Source organism: Archangium sp., assembly GCF_036388035.1.
In the GTDB taxonomy this organism is placed as follows: Bacteria; Myxococcota; Myxococcia; order Myxococcales; family Myxococcaceae; genus Archangium.
This window is the reverse complement of sequence record NZ_DASVSO010000157.1, coordinates 1-15778: the sequence shown is the minus strand read 5'-3', so window position 1 is coordinate 15778 and position 15778 is coordinate 1. Positions and strand designations below refer to the sequence as shown.

The window sequence follows — 15778 nt, the reverse complement described above, 5'->3', positions numbered from 1 at the left end:
GTCCGGTACTGCTCGGCGCTCCCGGTGGACTGGAGCATCTCGAGGGACGCCTGGTGGGTCACGTGAGCGTCGTTGCCCACGTACACGTCACCATCGACGATCTTGATGTCGTCGGCCCGATAGCCGGCCTCGATCAGGTTGGAGACGATCTCCTGGTTCTCGAGCTCCGGGTCGACACCGCAGCCGACGAGGGCAACACCGGCCAGCAACGCCATAGAGAGCTTACGCATGGGGGCTTCCTTTTCGAGGCACGACGGGGGTTTGACGCTGCCGCCTGGGAGTTCCAGCCGCGACCGCGTGCCCCTGTCCATGAGCAACCCTCGGGCCAACACCTGGGAACACCAAGAAACAGGGACTTAGCCAGCAATACCCGACTAGGCCTGGAACACGGGTACGCCAGCCGTCCTGGGACTGCTTGTAAAGAGTCCTGACGTTTCCTCGGGAATCGTCCGTTGTCTCGAAGGGTTGCGCGCACGACCCCCGGACCGTCCGAGTCTCGGACGATGTGCTCACGAATCGGACAGCGGGTCCACACCCCGGTTTCAGGGGGCCACACCACCGACGATGAAGCGGGTACGAGGATGTGCATCCCCAGTGCCCGTGTCACCCTTTCAGCTCGGAAAAACCGAGCCGATGGCGGGTACGGCGCGCGGGCGCCGGACTTGTCCAGGCCGGTGGAGCGCCTGTGAATACGCCCCCGGCGTATCGAATCTCACATGCCCTTGCTCCGACTTCTCCCAGGTCGAGCCGGAGCCCCTCGAGGAGATGATGATGAGCGTGCCCTGGGATGCGCTGTCCTCGGGGGACTGGCCTCCCGCCGCCGCGTCCGGCACCCGTGGCACCTTCACCGTGGAGGACCGCGACGTGCCCACCCTCACCGAGCAGCGCACCGAGAGCGTAGAGGGCACCCAGCGCGTCTCCTCGGAGACCTACGCGGCCGAGCCGTGGGCCCCGGCGCTCGCGGGCCTGCCCTATGAGGCGCGCTTCCAGCCACTCTCCAGCGCCACCGAGCGCGTGGTCGCCGGTGGCAAGCGAGAGCCCGAGGGCGGCACGCGGCTCGTGCGGTGGGGCTCGTGGCTCGAGGGCCAGAAGTGACGCCAGTCCTCCATAGAGAGAGAGTAGGCGCTGGTGAGGGCAGGGGAGTGAAGCAGGCGAGCAGGCCACCCCTCGTCGCTCGCCAGACAGAATCCAGCCGACAGCCCATCTTTCGGAGTGCGAGGTGCCCGGCTCGTGGCCATGGAGGGGCACTCGCAAGGCTCGGGTCCCCGTAAGGGAGGCAGGCAAGCGAGATGGTCGAACTGGAGCAGAGCGTGCTCATCCGCCGTCCTCTGGACGAGGTCTTCGCGTTGGCGAGTGACCCGAAGAAGGACCCGGACTGGAGCGCGGTGGTCGAGCAGGTGGAGGCGACAGGGCCCCTGGGAGTCGGGGTCCACCTCATCCAGCGGGTGCACCTGCTCGGGCGGCGCGCGCACGTGCCCATCGAGGTGCTCGAGTACGTGCCTCCCGAGCGCGTGGTGCTCCGGGCGAGCATCCCGCACATCCAGGTGTTGGGCTGGCGCCTGTTCGAGCGGGTGCGGGACGGTACGCGCGTGACTTTCCGCACGCAGGCCCGGCTCAGTGGCCTGTTCACCCTCACCACGCCGCTCTTCGTCCGCGCCGCCAGGAAGCATCTGGACGAGGACCTCGCGCAGTTGCGGCGTATCCTGGAGTCCGCTGCATTCCCGCAGCCACTCCAGGCGACGTGACGGATCTGAGGGCGCCTGGTCGGGCGGGTGCTGGTCGGCGGCCTCGGAGGTCCCCACTCGAGCACCATGGAGGTGGAACTCGACGGCGACCTCGCGCGGCTCGAGTCGGGCTTCCCCTGGTCGCTGCGTTGGGTCACCCATGTACCCGCTGTTGCTCAGGATTCTCCGGGGGGCGGCGGGGGGTTGGGCGAAATCCAAGAGCTTGAGAAACTCGGACGCAACTCCGCGACGGACGCCGCGATAATTGTTCCAGGAGATTTTCATGTCCACCTACCGCATTCGCCAGGGCGACACCCTTTCGGCTCTCGCCTCCCGTTTCAAGACCAGCGTCTCGGAGTTGGCGCGCCTCAACAAGATCGCCAACCCGAACCTCATCTACGCGGGCAAGTCCCTGCGCATCCCTGGCCACGACCGGAGCGACAGCTTCGAGCCCGCCAAGGGCCGCAGCGGCAGCGGCACGAAGGGGACCAGTGGCACGGGTCGCAACAACGGCACGAAGAGCGGCGGGCAGGTCGAGGAGAGCCGTGGCGCGAGCTCGGGCCAGGCGACTGCCGCGATGCGCAAGCTCGCGACCGCGGGCCGTGCGGCCGCGATGAGCATGGGCGGCTACAACAGCCAGGGCCTGTGCGCCACCGGCGTGAGCAAGGCCATCCAGAACGCCTTCGGCTTCAAGGTCTGGGGCAACGGCAACCAGATCGACAACAACCTGCCGCGCGACAAGTTCAAGCAGGTCAACATGTCGCTCGCCGAGGCGCTGAAGATTCCGGGCATGGTCCTCACCTGGGAGAGGACCTCGTCGGCCGCCGGCAGCAAGTACGGCCACACCGCCATCACCACGGGTGACGGCCGCTCGTCCGTGAGCGACTTCATCGAGCGCAACACGCTGGGCGCCGGTGGCCGCACCGGGCTGAAGATCTTCATGCCGACGATGTAGCTCCCGCCACACGGCGGAACACCGTCGCAACCGTCGCCTCCGGGGCTGTTGACCGGGGGCGTTGTCGTGTCCGCACCACCCCGGAAGCCGGGAGGGAGTCAGTGCGGCGCCGCCGCGTCGGTGACGGAGACGGTCGTCCCCGAGTCGCGCTTGACCTTGGGGAAGAACAGTCCGGCGGCGAAGGCGGCGACGGCGGCCGCGCAGATGAGCCAGAAGTTGATGGACAGGCCCGTGCCGAGCGCGCCGCTCAGCGTCCGCAGCATCTCCGGAGGCAGGCCGCGACCGTGCTCGGGGCCGAGCAGCTCGTTGGCGGCGGCGATGGGGACTCGCGGATCCTTCATGAGCTGGGACACCAGCACGCCGCCCATCAGCCCCACCCCGAGCACCCCGCCGATGGTGCGGAAGAACATGTGGCTGGCGGTGGCCACCCCGCGCAGCTCCCAGCCCACGCTCGTCTGCACCGCGATGAGCAGCGCGGTGGCGGTGAAGCCCAGGCCGACGCCGAACAGCCCCATCGCCAGCTGCGGCACCAGGAGGGACGCGTTCGGCTTGAGCAGCAGGGCCATCAGCCCCGTGCCAATCACCGACAGCCCCAGCCCGCCGATGATGAGCGGGCGGAAGCCCGTCCTGAGCAACAGCCGTCCCGCGACCATGCTCGCCACCGGCCAGCCGACGATCATCGGGGTGATCATCCCGCCCGCCAGCGTGGGCGAGCCGCCCAGCACGCCCTGCACGTAGAGCGGCACGTAGGTGGTGGCCCCGAACATCGCCGCGGAGAAGAGCGCGCCCGCCACCGAGGAGATGGTGATGGCGGGAAGCTTGAAGATGGACATCGGGATGATCGGCTCGGCCGCCTTGCGCTCCACGAAGACGAAGGCGACGAGCAGGACGAGCGCCACGGGCAACCCGAGCAGGTTGCGGCCGAGCCCCTGCACGCCGAAGAGCAGCGCCACCACCCCCGACGACAGCAGCGCCGCGCCCGCGAAGTCCAGCTTCTGCGGCTTGCGCTGCACCTGCTCGTGGAAGAAGCCCAGCAGCAGCCCCAGGGTGGCCAGTCCCACCGGGACGTTGATGAAGAAGACCCAGTGCCAGGAGAGGTACTTCACGATGAGGCCGCCGGTGAGCGGGCCCACCAGCCCCGCCAGTCCCCACACGCCGCTGAAGGCGCCCTGCACCTTCGCGCGCTCCTCCAGGGTGTAGAGGTCCCCGATGATGGTGAGCGAGACCGTCTGCATCGCCCCCGCTCCCAGCCCCTGCACCGTCCGGAAGGCGATCAGCATGTTCATCGAGGTGGACAGGCCACTGGCGAAGGAGCTGGCGATGAACAGGCCGATGCCAAAGAGGAGGATGGGCTTGCGCCCATAGAGGTCCGACAGCTTCCCGTAGATGGGCACGGTGATGGTGGAGGACAGCATGTACGCGGTGAAGACCCAGGCGTAGCTCTGCAGTCCCCCCAGCTCGCTGACCACCGTGGGCATGGCGGTGGAGACGACGGTCATCTCCAGGGCCGCCATGAAGAGGCTCAAGGCCAGGGCAGCGGTAATCAGGGGGCGGTGGGTGGTTCGCATGCTGTCGGTGCGACGCTGGAGGTGGCGCCCTGCTTAACGGGTGTGGAGCGGCGCTTCCATCTTCAACGCAGGCTGTCCTCTTCCGGACGCCCTTTGAAGCACGCGACTCCATTCCTCCAGCGATAAGGGTATTTTTCAGTGCCCATCGCTCCTCCTTCTAAGGGGGCTTGGGCGAGGAGGTCGCCGTGAATGAAGTGACCGTCGCCGGAAGGAAGCTCCAGCACTTCCACATCGCCGCGTTCTTCCGCTCTCGCGAGGAAGAGTACGAGGTGCTCCGCTCCTACATCCAGGAGGGCATCCACGCCGGCGAGAAGGCGTTCCACATCTGCGACCCCAGCTTGAAACATGACCACCTCAAGCACCTCGAGACGATGGGCGTGCCCACCAGCGATTGCATGCGGACAGGGCAGCTCGAGGTGCTGGGATGGAACGACGCCTACCTCAAGGACGGCCGGTTCGACGGGGACACGATGATGGCGCTCCTCGAGGAGGTGGTGCAGACGAGCCGGGCCGAGGGCTTCTCGCGCGTTCGCATGATGGGCCACATGGAGTGGGTGCTCGAGGAGCGCCCTGGCGCGGAGCAGGTCATCGAGTACGAAGCGCGCATCAACCACCTGCTCAACCGGCTCCAGCAGCCCGCCATCTGCGTCTACGACCTCAACCGCTTCAGTGGCTCGACCGTCATCGCCGTGCTGCGGACCCACCCCTACGCCATCGTCGGAGGCGTGCTCCGCGAGAATCCCTTCTACGTCTCGCCCGAGGAGTTCCTCGGGACTTCCACGGTGAGCAAATCCTTCTGAGCCAGGGCGGTCGTCCATTTGACCAGGGAACGGACAGTGGTGCGCCTGTCGGAACTCGCCGAGCTGGGAGCGCTTGCGCTTCGCCGGCAGGTCAACGACTTGTTCGCGCTCCTGGAGCTGTCTTCCGTCTGGCAGGGTGAGGAGCCGAAGGCGATCGCCGAGAGCGTCCTCGATCTGCTCGTCTCCCAACTGCGTCTCGACATCGCCCTGCTGCGCATCCACGGGCTGGAGGAGGAGATCGAGCACTTCTTTCCCGCGGAGCTGGACCGCGAGGCGCTCTTGTCCGCGGGCCGGGAGGCGAGCCTGGACTCGCCGGTGAGCTTCGAGCTGCCCCGGCCGAACACCGTCGGCCGCACCACCATCCGCGTGGTCTCGCTCCCCCTGCAGGGTGAGCCTGGCAAGGTCCTCGTCGGCTCGTGGCGTGCGAACTTCCCCACCGCGCACGAGCGACACCTGCTGCAGATGATCGTCAATCAGGCCGCGCTCGCGATGCAGTCGAGCCGTGAGGCGCGCGCGCGCGGCAGGCTCGCCGAGGAGCAGGGCCGGCTCGAGCATGTGAACTCCGTGCTCGCGATGCTCCACGCCATCTCGGATGGCCTGTCCCGGACGCAGACCTGCGCCCAGGTCGCCGAGGTGATTCTCTCCCGGGGTCTGGCCGCCATGGGAGCCCACGCGGGGAGCATGTTCCTGGCCGGGGAGACCGGGACCGAGCTGAACCTGGTCCGGGCCGTGGGCTACCCCGAGACGCTCCTGCGCGGCTGCCAGCGCATTCCGGTGAAGGCCCACCTGCCACTCGTGGAGGCCTTTCGCCGGCAGACGGGCGTCTTCAACACCTGGATGGATGCCTCCTCGCTCACGGGCGAGCCCCGGCTGCCCACGTCGTCCCCCCAGGCCTTCGCCGCCATTCCGCTGGTGGTCGATGGGCGGTGTCTCGGCGCGCTGGGGTTCAGCTTTCCCTCGCCCCGCGGGTTCGCGGACGACGAGCGCGCCTTCATCCAGGCCATCTCCCAGCAGGCGGCACAGGCGTGTGATCGCGCCCGACTGCTCGAGGCAGAGCGGCGGGCCCGGCGCATGGCGGAAGCCCGGCAGCTCCGGGCGGCGCTCCTGTCGGAAGCGAGCGCGAGCTTCGGTTCCTCGCTCGACTTCGGTGCGGCCCTCGAGCGGGTGGCCCTCCTGGTGGTGCCTCGGTTCGCCGATTGGATCGTCCTGCAGGTGGCGGAGCGCACTCCGTCCGGCACCGACGAGATGAAGACGGTGGTCGTCCACCGCGACCCGGCGATGGCCGAGAGCGCGCGGGAGCTGGGCCTCGCCCTGCTTTCCATGGGGGGGGAGCCGCGCGCTCGCATCACCAACAACTCGGTCATCGCTCCCATCGAGGCGCGGGGCCGGGCCCTCGGTGCCATCGTCCTGGGATGCGAGGAGGTGGGCCGGTTCGACCTCGAGGCCCTGGAGCTCGTCGAGGAGCTGGGCCTGCGCGCTGGCGTGGCGCTCGACAATGCCCGCCTCTACCAGGAGGCGCGCGAAGCGGATCGCCGCAAGGACGAGTTCCTCGCGATGCTCGGCCATGAGCTCCGCAACCCGCTGTCGCCCATCGTCACGGCGCTCCAGTTGATGGGGATGAAGGAGGGGAACGCCTTCGAGCGCGAGCGGACGATCATCGGGCGGCAGGTCGAGCACCTCGTCCGCCTCGTGGATGACCTGCTCGACGTCTCACGCATCACGCGCGGGAAGGTCCAGCTCAAACGCGGGCGCATCGACCTCACGGCCGTCCTGGCCAAGGCCGTCGAGATGGCCAGTCCCCTGCTGGAGCAGCGCTCGCACCACCTGGAGCTGCCCCAGGTGAGTGAGCCCCTCTTCGTCGACGGTGACCCGGCCCGGCTCGCCCAGGTACTGGCGAACCTCCTCAACAACGCCGCGAAGTACACCGATCCGGGTGGACGCATCGTCGTCAGTCTGGCGGGGGAAGGGGAGCGGGCCGTGCTGCGGGTCCGGGACAATGGCTCGGGCATCGCCCCCGAGATTCTCCCGAGGATCTTCGACATGTTCGTCCAGGAGGGTCGGTCGATCGACCGCTCTCAGGGGGGGCTCGGCCTGGGCCTGGCCATCGTTCGCAGCCTGGTCGAGCTTCATGGCGGCACCGTCTCGGTACACAGCGAAGGCCTGGGCCGTGGGAGCGAGTTCAGGGTGAGCCTGCCGCTCGCCGTGCAGCGCGTCGCCGCCGCTGACGCGCACCGGAGCCATGCGCCCGAAGCGTCCGTGCGTGACGCCTCGCGGTCGGTGCGACTTCTCGTCGTGGATGACAATCAGGATGCGGCCGAGCTGCTCACCGAGCTCCTGGACTCGAAGGGATACCTCACGCGGATGGCCCTGGATGGTCCCGCCGGACTCGAGGCGGCCCGCGAGTTCCGACCGCACATCGCGCTGCTGGATGTCGGCCTCCCCGTGATGGATGGCTACGAGCTGGCCTCGAGGATTCGCCAGCTCTCCACCCTCCACGACATCAAGCTGGTCGCCATCACCGGTTACGGCCAGGACTCCGACCGCCTCCGCGCGCATGGGGCGGGTTTCGACGTGCACCTGGTCAAGCCCATCGAGCCCGGCCAGCTCCTGCGCATCCTCCGCGAGCTGGTCGGTGTCCCGGAGGCCGTGGCGCTCTCGCGAGGAGGATGACGCGCGACGACCCTGGAAAGAGTCAGGTTGCGAGCCGCCATCCGCTCCTGGCAAGGTCGCTCGCCTCTCCCGACCGCCTCGAAGCACATGCCCCTCTCCCAGCAGGCCAGGACCCGCATCGCGGTGGTCGTCGCGGCCTTCGCCCTTCCCCTCCTGTACTTTCATCGGGCGACCTTCTCCGAGAAGATCTTCGCCTCGCGTGACATCCTCCGGGTCTACTACCCGCTGAAGCAGTACTGGGCCGAGCGCGTGTCCCAGCTCCAGTTCCCGGACTGGTACCCCTATGACGGGATGGGGCAGCCCTACGCGGGCATGCTCATCTCCGGCGCCTTCCACCCCGCCAACCTGCTCTACCTGGTGCTGCCGCTCGCGGTGGCGCTCAAGGTCGTCATGTTGCTGTCCTATGTGGCCGCGCTGGGAGGCGTGTACCGCTTCGGCCGGCTGTGGGGCCTGGGGCGCGGCCCCGCACTGCTGGCGGGGCTCGCCTACGCGCTGTGCGGCTACATGGTGGGCATCAGCAACAACCTGCTCTACCTCATGGCGTCCGCCACCTTCCCCTGGGCCCTCTGGGGTGCGGAGCGCTTCCTGCGCCAGCCCTCCGCGGCTCGTGCCGCCGCCGCGGTCCTCCCGCTGTCCCTCGTGCTGCTCAGCGGAGACCCCCAGAGCTTCGCGATGTGCAACGGCATGCTGCTGGTGCTCGTCCTGCTGCGTCCGGATCGCGCCAGCATGCTCCGGGTGGCGCCACGGGCCGGGCTGCTCATCGTGCTCGGCGCGCTCCTGTCCACGGTGCAGCTCCTCCCCATCTTCACCACGCTGAAGAACGCCTACCCCGGTGCTTCGAATCTCGAGGTGGCCACCTCCTTCTCGTTCCACCCCCTGCGACTGCTCGAGCTCTTCTTCGGGGCGCTCTTCCTCGACCCGGAGTCGGGGACGGCGGCCTCGGGCAGGATGGCGGACGAGCTGTTCCGGTCGGGGATGGGAGGCTTCTGGGTCCACTCGGTGTACCTGGGGCTCCCCGCCGTGCTGCTGCTGGGATGTGCCCTCTGGGTCCATCGGAGGGAACCGCTGGCCTGGAAGGTGACCGGGCTCGCGCTCCTCATCGTGGCCCTGACGATGCCGCACCAGCTGCCGCTGTATGGGTGGCTCTACAAGGGCTTTCCCTTCTGGAGCTCCTTCCGCTACCCGGAGAAGTTGCTGCCCTACTTCCTGTTCCCGTGCGCCCTGGGGGCTGGCGCCGGGCTGGAGGCCATTCAGCGGGACGCCTCCCTGGCGCTGCGCGTGGCCCGGGCCGGTCTCGTGCTCGCGCTGCTTTGTGGGCTGCTCGCGCTGGGGGAGGGGTGGTGGCGGTGGTTCTCGGACGGGGTGATCGCCCCCCTCTGGGGCAAGGCGGATCCCCTCACCCTGGGCCTGCTCCACGACAACTTCCTCCAGGCCGCCGCGGTGGGCGCGGTCACGCTCGCCTTGATGGGGGTGGTGCTGGCCCAGGTGAGCCAACCCCTGCCGCGCGTGGTGGCCATCCTCGGGCTCCAGTTCGCCGTGGTCTACCTGGCCAACGAGGGCACGTACCACGTGACGTACCCGGACGTGCTGGAGCAGCCCACCCACCTCGTGGAGCTCATCCTCGAGAAGGAGGCGGCGGCTGGCGCTGTCCGGGCTCGGGTCTTCGGGGGACTCAAGGATGTGGTGCCGCGCGAGGTGCCCGAGGGGCTCCATCCCGTGGACATCATGTCCGTCAACTTCGCCGCCGCGCTCGAGCCGGACACGCCCGCGCTCTGGAAGCTGGAGAGCGCTGGCTCCTACCTGCCCGCCGCCTCCCGGCGGTTGGTGGACCTGTTCAATTCCTTCGACTCGCTCCACACCTGGGTGGGCCGCCTCTCCGGCCTCTACCAGGTGCGCTACCTCACCCTCGATGCGCTGGACTACCAGCGCATCTCCGGCAACCCGGACGTCGTCCTCGGTGAGGAGCCCCAACTCAAGGCGGTGTTGCTTCGCAATCCCCAGGTGCTGCCTCGCGCCTACCTGGCCATGCCTCGCTGCGTGCCGGACGCGTCCGCCGCGCGCACCCTCGTCCTCTCGCGCTCCTTCCGTCCCGGCCGTGACGTCGCCCTGGAGTGTCCTCCCGGCGCGCTGGAGGCCGAGGCGCCTCCCACCGACGGAGCGCCCGGCGAGGTGCGCCTCGTCCACTACGCGCCCGAGTCCGTGGAGCTCGAGGTGGAGGCGCGTGCACCGATGGCCCTGGTGCTCAACGATGCGTATTACGACGGGTGGAGCGCGACCGTGGACGGGCAGCCCACGCCCATCCTGCCGGCCAACATCGTGGTGCGCGGGGTGCGCGTCCCCGCGGGCACCCACCGCGTCTCCTTCTCCTACCGCACTCCTGGCCTGGTGCTCGGAGCGCTCATCTCGCTCGGCACCCTGGGGCTGCTCGGGCTCGCGGTGCTGCTGGAGCGCCGCAAGCGGGGCCTGTCAAGGCACTGACGTTCCACTGGGAATGCTCTTGGATGGGCTGATTGCAATTCGGGAAGGAGGCCATTCCACCGTGGCTGGCTTTAGGTGGGAGGGGTGCAATGCCTTTGCATGAATTCGACCATGCTACATGTATGCATGGGATTGGGCATTGTGATGAGCCTCCGACGGGATAAGACTGACAATGCTTTCCCGTGGATGACCGTAGGCCATACACAGTGAGGATGCTCATGCGAATCCAGACGATGACTTCATCCGCCGTGCTCGCGACGCTCTGTACGTTGCTCCTGTGCGGGTGCGGGGTGAGCAGCCAGCCGGGGGATGTCGGCCCCAGCTCGGAGGACCAGGGGGACGCGCTGGCAGGCGCGTCGGGAGTGGGCAAGGACGAGGGCGAGGAGGCGGACGCGGACGCGCCACGCGCGGAGGACGAGGCCAACGAGGGCGTCACCCTCTGCCACATTCCTCCGGGCAATCCGGACAACGCGCACACGCTGACCGTGGGTGCCCCTGCCGTGAATGCCCACCTGCGCCATGGTGACCGCCTGGGGGCGTGCGAGGGCTCCAGCGAGCCCGACGCGGGGACGCCTCCGCCCACCACGGATGGAGGGTCCTCCGGTGGCGGGGGCTCGGATCCCGTGCCGGACGCCGGGTCTCCGGGGCCCGTGGACGCGGGACAGCCCTGCGCCGGCACCAGCCAGGCGTGTGGCGCCGCCGTGCAGTGCTGCAGCGGGCTGGTGTGCCAGGCGGGCTTCTGCTCGCCCGTACTCAACTGAGTGGGTGTGTCGTGAGGAGGGTGTCCGCTCCTGGGAGGTGCGCGTCCCAGGAGCGGACAGCCCGGACGCTCCAACCTGGGGCGTCGCCGCGGTGCTTCCTCCGCCGTGTCCCCACGGGGCCACCGGACGGGTGGGCACATGCGTTGCACACGCTCCGCCGTCGCCAACGAACGCGTCCCAGCGGAGAATGACTCCGCGCGGGCTGAGCCGTGGGCCCAGGTGGGTGTGAGCATGTGGCAAGACATTCGTTTCGGTCTCCGGGTATGGGCGCGCCAGCCCGGCCTGACACTGGTGGTGCTCCTCACGCTGGCGCTCGGCATCGGCGCGAACACGGCCTTCTTCAGCGTCATCAACGCCGTGCTGCTGCGCCCCTTCGCCTACCCGGAGCCGGAGCGCCTGGTGCGCGTCTGGGGCGTGGACGGGCCGCAAGCGAAGCAGGCGGGGGACGCGGGCCGGAATGACTACGGCGTCTCGGGCAACGACTTCCTCGACTGGAAGGCGCGGAGCCACGCGTTCGAGGCGCTGTCTCTCTATAGCAGCGGCGGTGCGACGCTCATCACCGGGACAGGGGACTCGGTGCAGGTGCGGTTGGGCGGGGTGACGCCGGACTTCTTCCCGTTGCTCGGCGTCACGCCCGTCCTCGGGCGCTTCTTCGAGACCGGCCCCGAGGGCTCGCCCGAGGAGCGGGTCGTCGTCCTCGGCGAGGCCCTGTGGCGGCGGCAGTTCGGAGGGGAGCGCTCCGTGCTCGGCCGCACCGTCACGCTGCATGGCTCGTCGTACACCGTCATCGGTGTGGCGCCGCTGGGGTTCGAGTCCCCCATCCTGGAGAAGCGAGGGGTGCCGGACGTGTGGCGGATGGACCTGCCGAGCGCCTCTCCCGCCCTGCGTGGTGGACGTTGGCACTCGGTGCTCGGCCGCCTGCGTCCGGGCGTGACGGTGGCCCAGGCCCAGGAGGAGCTCGATGCCATCAACCAGCAGCTCGAGAAGGCCTGGCCCGCCACCAACACCGGCCGGGGCGCCCGGGTGATGCCGCTCGCGGACTCCGTCGTGCAGGAGGTCCGCCCGGCGCTGCTCCTGTTGTTCGGCGCGGTGGGCTTCGTCCTGCTCATCGCCACCGTCAACGTGGCCAACCTCCTCGTCGCCCGCTCCGCCACCCGGCAGCGGGAGATGGCCATCCGCGCCGCGCTCGGGGCGACCCGGCCGCGGCTCCTCCGGCAGCTCCTGGTCGAGAGCCTCCTGGTGGCGCTCGCGGGCGGCGCCCTGGGCCTGCTGCTCTCCCTGTGGACCCTCGATGTGCTCGTGTCGCTGGCGGGGAGCGCCATCCCCCGACTGCAACAGGCCCGGGTGGATGTCCGCGTGCTGGCCTTCGCCCTGGCGGTGTCGCTGTCGTCGGGCGTCCTCTTCGGGTTGCTCCCCGCGCTGCAGGGCTCGCGGCTCTCCTCGCAGGCGACCTCCGGAGCGGCGGGGCGCGCGGCCTCCGCCGGGCGCGTGCAGCGGTGGACCCTCCAGTCCCTGGTCGCGGGGGAGGTGGCGCTCTCGCTCGTCCTGCTCGTGGGCGCGGGGCTGCTGCTGCAGAGCCTCTGGCGGCTCCAGCGGGTGGACCCCGGCTTCCGGCCGGAGCAGGTGCTGACCCTGGAGCTCACCACGCCGAGGCCCGCCACCACGCGGCCGGAGCAGGTGCTGGAGCGGTCACGCTCCCTGTTGGAAGAGGTGGGGGCACTCCCGGGCGTGCTCGCGGCCGGGACCATCAGCCTGGTGCCACTGGGCGGTATCAGTGCGTGCCCTCCAGTCAGCGTCGAGGGGCGCGCCCCCGTGTCGGAGCCGGTGCCCTGCGCGGAGACGCGCACGAGCAGCGCCGGTTACTTCCAGGCCATGGGCATCCCGCTGCTGGCCGGGCGGCTGTTCGACGCGCGCGACACCCCGGAGCGGCCTCGGGTGGTGCTCATCAACAGCGCCCTGGCCCGCCGCTTCTTCCCTGGCGAGGACCCGGTCGGCCGGCGCCTCGGCGTGGGCGATCCGGCGAAGCCCACCTGGATGGAGGTCGTGGGCGTGGTGGGGGACGTGCATCAGCTCGGGCTCGACCAGGCGCCCGCGCCGGAGTTCTACACGTCTCAGCTCCAGGCGCCGGCATGGGGCTACACGCTGGTGGTGCGGGCCGAGCGGGACGCGGACCCGGTGCTGCCCGCCGTGCGCGGGGTGGTGCGGCGCATCGACCCGGAGATGCCCGTGTACAACGTGCGCACGGCCGAGGCGCTCCTGTCGGGGGCCCTGGCGCAGCCGCGCTTCCGGGCCCTGCTGCTCGGCCTGTTCGCCGCGCTGGCGGCGGTGCTGGCCGCCGTGGGCATCGCGGGGGTCGTCTCCTGGTCGGTGACGCAGCGGACGCGGGAGATCGGCATCCGCATGGCGCTCGGCGCCCAGCCCCGGGACGTGCTGCGGCTGGTGATGGGGCAGGGGATGGGCGCGGTGCTGGTGGGGGTGGTGTTGGGGCTCGTGGGGGCGCTCGCACTCACCCGGGTGATGGACGGGCTGCTCTTCGGCCTGACGACGACCGACCCGGTCACCTTCGCCGGGGGGGTGGTGGCGCTGACGGCCATCGCGCTGCTCGCCAGCTACCTGCCGACGCGCCGGGCGCTCCGGGTCGACCCGGCGGTGGCACTGCGCGACGAGTGAGGGGGTTGCTACCGCGGTCGGGTCAGGAAGGCTTCGGCGGGCGCGGAGTGCCCCCGCACCTGGGGAGTCCCCTCGAGCAGGCCTCCCAGAATCACGGCGCCCTGGCGGGTGACGGCCACCGCGTAGCCGTAGTCCTGGCCAGGGCCGCCGAAGCGATGAGCCCACCGTGCCTTCCCCTCGGGACCAAAGCCCGCGACGAAGACGTCCCTCTTGCCCTCGCTTCGCAGCGTTCCGGCCGCTCCCAGGTCGAGTGTGTCGGTGAAGTGGCCGGTCAGGACGAGCTCCCCGGAGGGGCCCACCGCGAGCTTGTGCCCCGAGTTCATCGTCGGGAATCGGCGCACCCACCGCTCCTCCCCGGTGGCCGAGTAGCTCGCCAGGTAGCCCTCGAAGCCTCCGGCGGTGAACAGGATGCCGTGCTCCGGGCGCACCACCTCGTCTCGCTGGAAGAGGCCCGTGAGGTAGAGGTTCCCATCGAGGCCCACCACCACCGACTTGGCCATGTCGAAGTTCGCCCTCCCGAAGGCGCGGGCCCAGAGGCAGCGGCCATTCCAGGAGAAGGCCGTCAGGAAGGCATCCGCGTCTCCCGCGCTGGTGAGCGCCCCCCCGCCGAAGTCCACGGTGCCCGCTTCGCCCGTCACGCCCGAGGAGAAGTGGCCCGAGAAGTAGATGGTGCCGGAAGCGTCCACGGCGAGCCCTCGGCCGACGTCGTCTCCCGTTCCGCCGAACTGACGGGCCCACCGAAGCGAGCCATCCCGCCCCGAGAGCTTCATCAGGAAGGTGTCGCCCTCGCCGGCACTGCGCCAGACGTCGGGGCCCAGGTCCACCGTGCCGTAGAAGACACCCGTGACGATGATGTCTCCCGAGCTGTCGAGGGCCACCGCGCGGCACATCATGCGGCCCGAGCCCCCAAAGCGGCGGGCCCACACGAGGCGTCCCTCCTCCTGGGCCCGTTTCATGACGAAGCAGTCGAGCTCGCCCGTGCTTTGCAGCGTCATGCCGACGAAGTCGCCAGTGCCGGCGAAGGAGCCCACGGCCACCACGGTGCCGTCCGTGTCGGGTGCGAGTCCATCGCTCAGCTCATCGGACGGGCCGCCAAAATGCTGGAGCCAGGACACATGCCCCTCCTCATCGAGTCGCGCCAGGAAGACGTCCTGCCCCCCCGTGGAGGTGAGCCGCCTGCCCGCGAGCTCCGCCTGGCCGCTGAAGGTGCCCAGGGCGAAGAGCGCCTCCGCCCCCGCGCTCACGTTGGCGAGCTCGCTCCTCTCCCCGCCGACGACTCGGAGCATCCAGGTGTCCGGGGTGCCCCGAGCGGAGGCCGTTGGAGACGGTGCCGGTCTCGTGGGGGCCGTGCAGCCGGAGAGGAGGAGACACCAGGCCAGGAGCAGTCGAGCAGGAGCAGGGCACATGTGCCGCTGAATATCCCGCGACCGCCCCCTGCCTGAAGAGGTCGCGGCTCAGGGCTTGGGCGGGGCCGTGGGGGCGCGGTAGAGGTAGCGGAGGATGTCGTCGAAGCGCTCGGCCCAGGCGCTCTCGGTGTGGAAGGCGCCGGGCACCTCCACGTACTGGAGGTCCTTGCCGAGCACCCAGCCCCGGGCCACCAGCGCATCGCGCAGCAGCCGGGTGTCCTCCACCGTCTCCTGGCTGCCCTTCGACTCCTCGGTGCCGATGTCCACCCAGATGCGCGAGGCCGGCTTCCTTCGCAGGCCCTTCACCCGGGTGAGGATGTCCCGGTTGGCCCAGAAGACGGAGGGGGACACCACGCCCAGGCGCCGGAAGGTGCCCGGGTGGTTCAGCCCCAGGTACATCGTCACGAGGCCTCCCAGCGAGGAGCCCGCGAGTCCCGTGTCCGTGGGGCCGGGCCGGGTGCGGAACGTCTTGTCGATGCGCGGCTTGAGCTCCTCGACGAGGAAGCGCCCGTAGGCCTCCGCGTTGCCACCGCCCAGGTGGGCGTACTCGCCGGTGTCCCGCACCTGGGTGTACTCGAAGAAGCGATCCTCGGTGTTGTAGACGCCGACGATGATGAGGGGCTCCACCTCACCGGCGCGCACGAGCTGTTGCGCCGTCTCGTCCACGTGCCACTCGCCGGAGAACGAGGTGGCGGCGTCCATCAGGTTCTGCCCGTCGTGCATGTAGAGCACCGGGTAGCGGCGCT

At 69.8% G+C, this 15778-nt stretch carries 12 protein-coding genes; 8 read left to right on the top strand and 4 right to left on the bottom strand.

The window, feature by feature from the left end:
* The coding region (locus VF697_RS07055; protein ID WP_331092728.1) for a M57 family metalloprotease at window positions 1-230 on the bottom strand (230 nt) is incomplete at its 3' end.
* A 334-nt stretch (window positions 231-564) separates the two neighbouring features.
* On the opposite strand from VF697_RS07055, the gene VF697_RS07050 reads away from it, so the two are divergent.
* From VF697_RS07050 to VF697_RS07040, 3 genes are all read left to right on the top strand, one after another.
* Window positions 565-1095, top strand: coding sequence for a DUF6068 family protein (locus tag VF697_RS07050; protein ID WP_331092727.1), 531 nt, complete (start codon window positions 565-567; stop codon window positions 1093-1095).
* 194 nt (window positions 1096-1289) lie between these two features.
* A complete protein-coding gene (locus VF697_RS07045; protein ID WP_331092726.1) occupies window positions 1290-1745 on the top strand; it encodes an SRPBCC family protein in 456 nt (151 codons plus the stop codon).
* A gap of 262 nt (window positions 1746-2007) precedes the next feature.
* Window positions 2008-2679, top strand: coding sequence for a LysM domain-containing protein (locus VF697_RS07040; RefSeq protein WP_331092725.1), 672 nt, complete (start codon window positions 2008-2010; stop codon window positions 2677-2679).
* A 98-nt stretch (window positions 2680-2777) separates the two neighbouring features.
* On the opposite strand, the gene VF697_RS07035 is transcribed toward VF697_RS07040, so the two are convergent.
* The gene (locus VF697_RS07035) at window positions 2778-4247 is read right to left on the bottom strand and encodes an MDR family MFS transporter (protein ID WP_331092724.1); all 1470 of its coding nucleotides are present in this window, start codon (window positions 4245-4247) and stop codon (window positions 2778-2780) included.
* Between the two features lie 185 nt (window positions 4248-4432).
* Between VF697_RS07035 and VF697_RS07030 the strand changes: the two genes are divergently transcribed.
* From VF697_RS07030 to VF697_RS07010, 5 genes are all read left to right on the top strand, one after another.
* On the top strand, window positions 4433-5047 hold the full coding sequence (locus VF697_RS07030) for an MEDS domain-containing protein (RefSeq protein WP_331092723.1): 615 nt from the start codon (window positions 4433-4435) through the stop codon (window positions 5045-5047).
* Between the two features lie 39 nt (window positions 5048-5086).
* Entirely contained in the window at window positions 5087-7717 is a 2631-nt protein-coding gene (locus tag VF697_RS07025) for an ATP-binding protein (protein WP_331092722.1), read from the top strand.
* A gap of 87 nt (window positions 7718-7804) precedes the next feature.
* On the top strand, window positions 7805-10195 hold the full coding sequence (locus VF697_RS07020; RefSeq protein ID WP_331092721.1) for a YfhO family protein: 2391 nt from the start codon (window positions 7805-7807) through the stop codon (window positions 10193-10195).
* Window positions 10196-10413: 218 nt separating this feature from the next.
* Window positions 10414-10956, top strand: a complete 543-nt coding sequence (locus VF697_RS07015; RefSeq protein ID WP_331092720.1) for a hypothetical protein — start codon at window positions 10414-10416, stop codon at window positions 10954-10956.
* Window positions 10957-11187: 231 nt separating this feature from the next.
* Entirely contained in the window at window positions 11188-13626 is a 2439-nt protein-coding gene (locus VF697_RS07010) for an ABC transporter permease (RefSeq protein ID WP_331092719.1), read from the top strand.
* A gap of 8 nt (window positions 13627-13634) precedes the next feature.
* On the opposite strand, the gene VF697_RS07005 is transcribed toward VF697_RS07010, so the two are convergent.
* Together VF697_RS07005 and VF697_RS07000 are read right to left on the bottom strand one after the other, a co-directional pair.
* Window positions 13635-14912, bottom strand: coding sequence for a hypothetical protein (locus VF697_RS07005; protein WP_331092718.1), 1278 nt, complete (start codon window positions 14910-14912; stop codon window positions 13635-13637).
* A gap of 168 nt (window positions 14913-15080) precedes the next feature.
* On the bottom strand, window positions 15081-15778 hold a 698-nt coding region (locus tag VF697_RS07000; RefSeq protein WP_331092717.1), incomplete at its 5' end, for an alpha/beta hydrolase.

Coding starts and splice junctions, on each gene's coding strand:
- VF697_RS07015 (WP_331092720.1), top strand. CDS start 10,414: ATGCGAATCCAGACGATGACTTCATCCGCCGTGCTCGCGACGCTCTGT.
- VF697_RS07035 (WP_331092724.1), bottom strand. CDS start 4,247: ATGCGAACCACCCACCGCCCCCTGATTACCGCTGCCCTGGCCTTGAGC.
- VF697_RS07045 (WP_331092726.1), top strand. CDS start 1,290: ATGGTCGAACTGGAGCAGAGCGTGCTCATCCGCCGTCCTCTGGACGAG.
- VF697_RS07005 (WP_331092718.1), bottom strand. CDS start 14,912: ATGCTCCGAGTCGTCGGCGGGGAGAGGAGCGAGCTCGCCAACGTGAGC.
- VF697_RS07040 (WP_331092725.1), top strand. CDS start 2,008: ATGTCCACCTACCGCATTCGCCAGGGCGACACCCTTTCGGCTCTCGCC.
- VF697_RS07020 (WP_331092721.1), top strand. CDS start 7,805: ATGCCCCTCTCCCAGCAGGCCAGGACCCGCATCGCGGTGGTCGTCGCG.
- VF697_RS07010 (WP_331092719.1), top strand. CDS start 11,188: ATGTGGCAAGACATTCGTTTCGGTCTCCGGGTATGGGCGCGCCAGCCC.
- VF697_RS07050 (WP_331092727.1), top strand. CDS start 565: ATGAAGCGGGTACGAGGATGTGCATCCCCAGTGCCCGTGTCACCCTTT.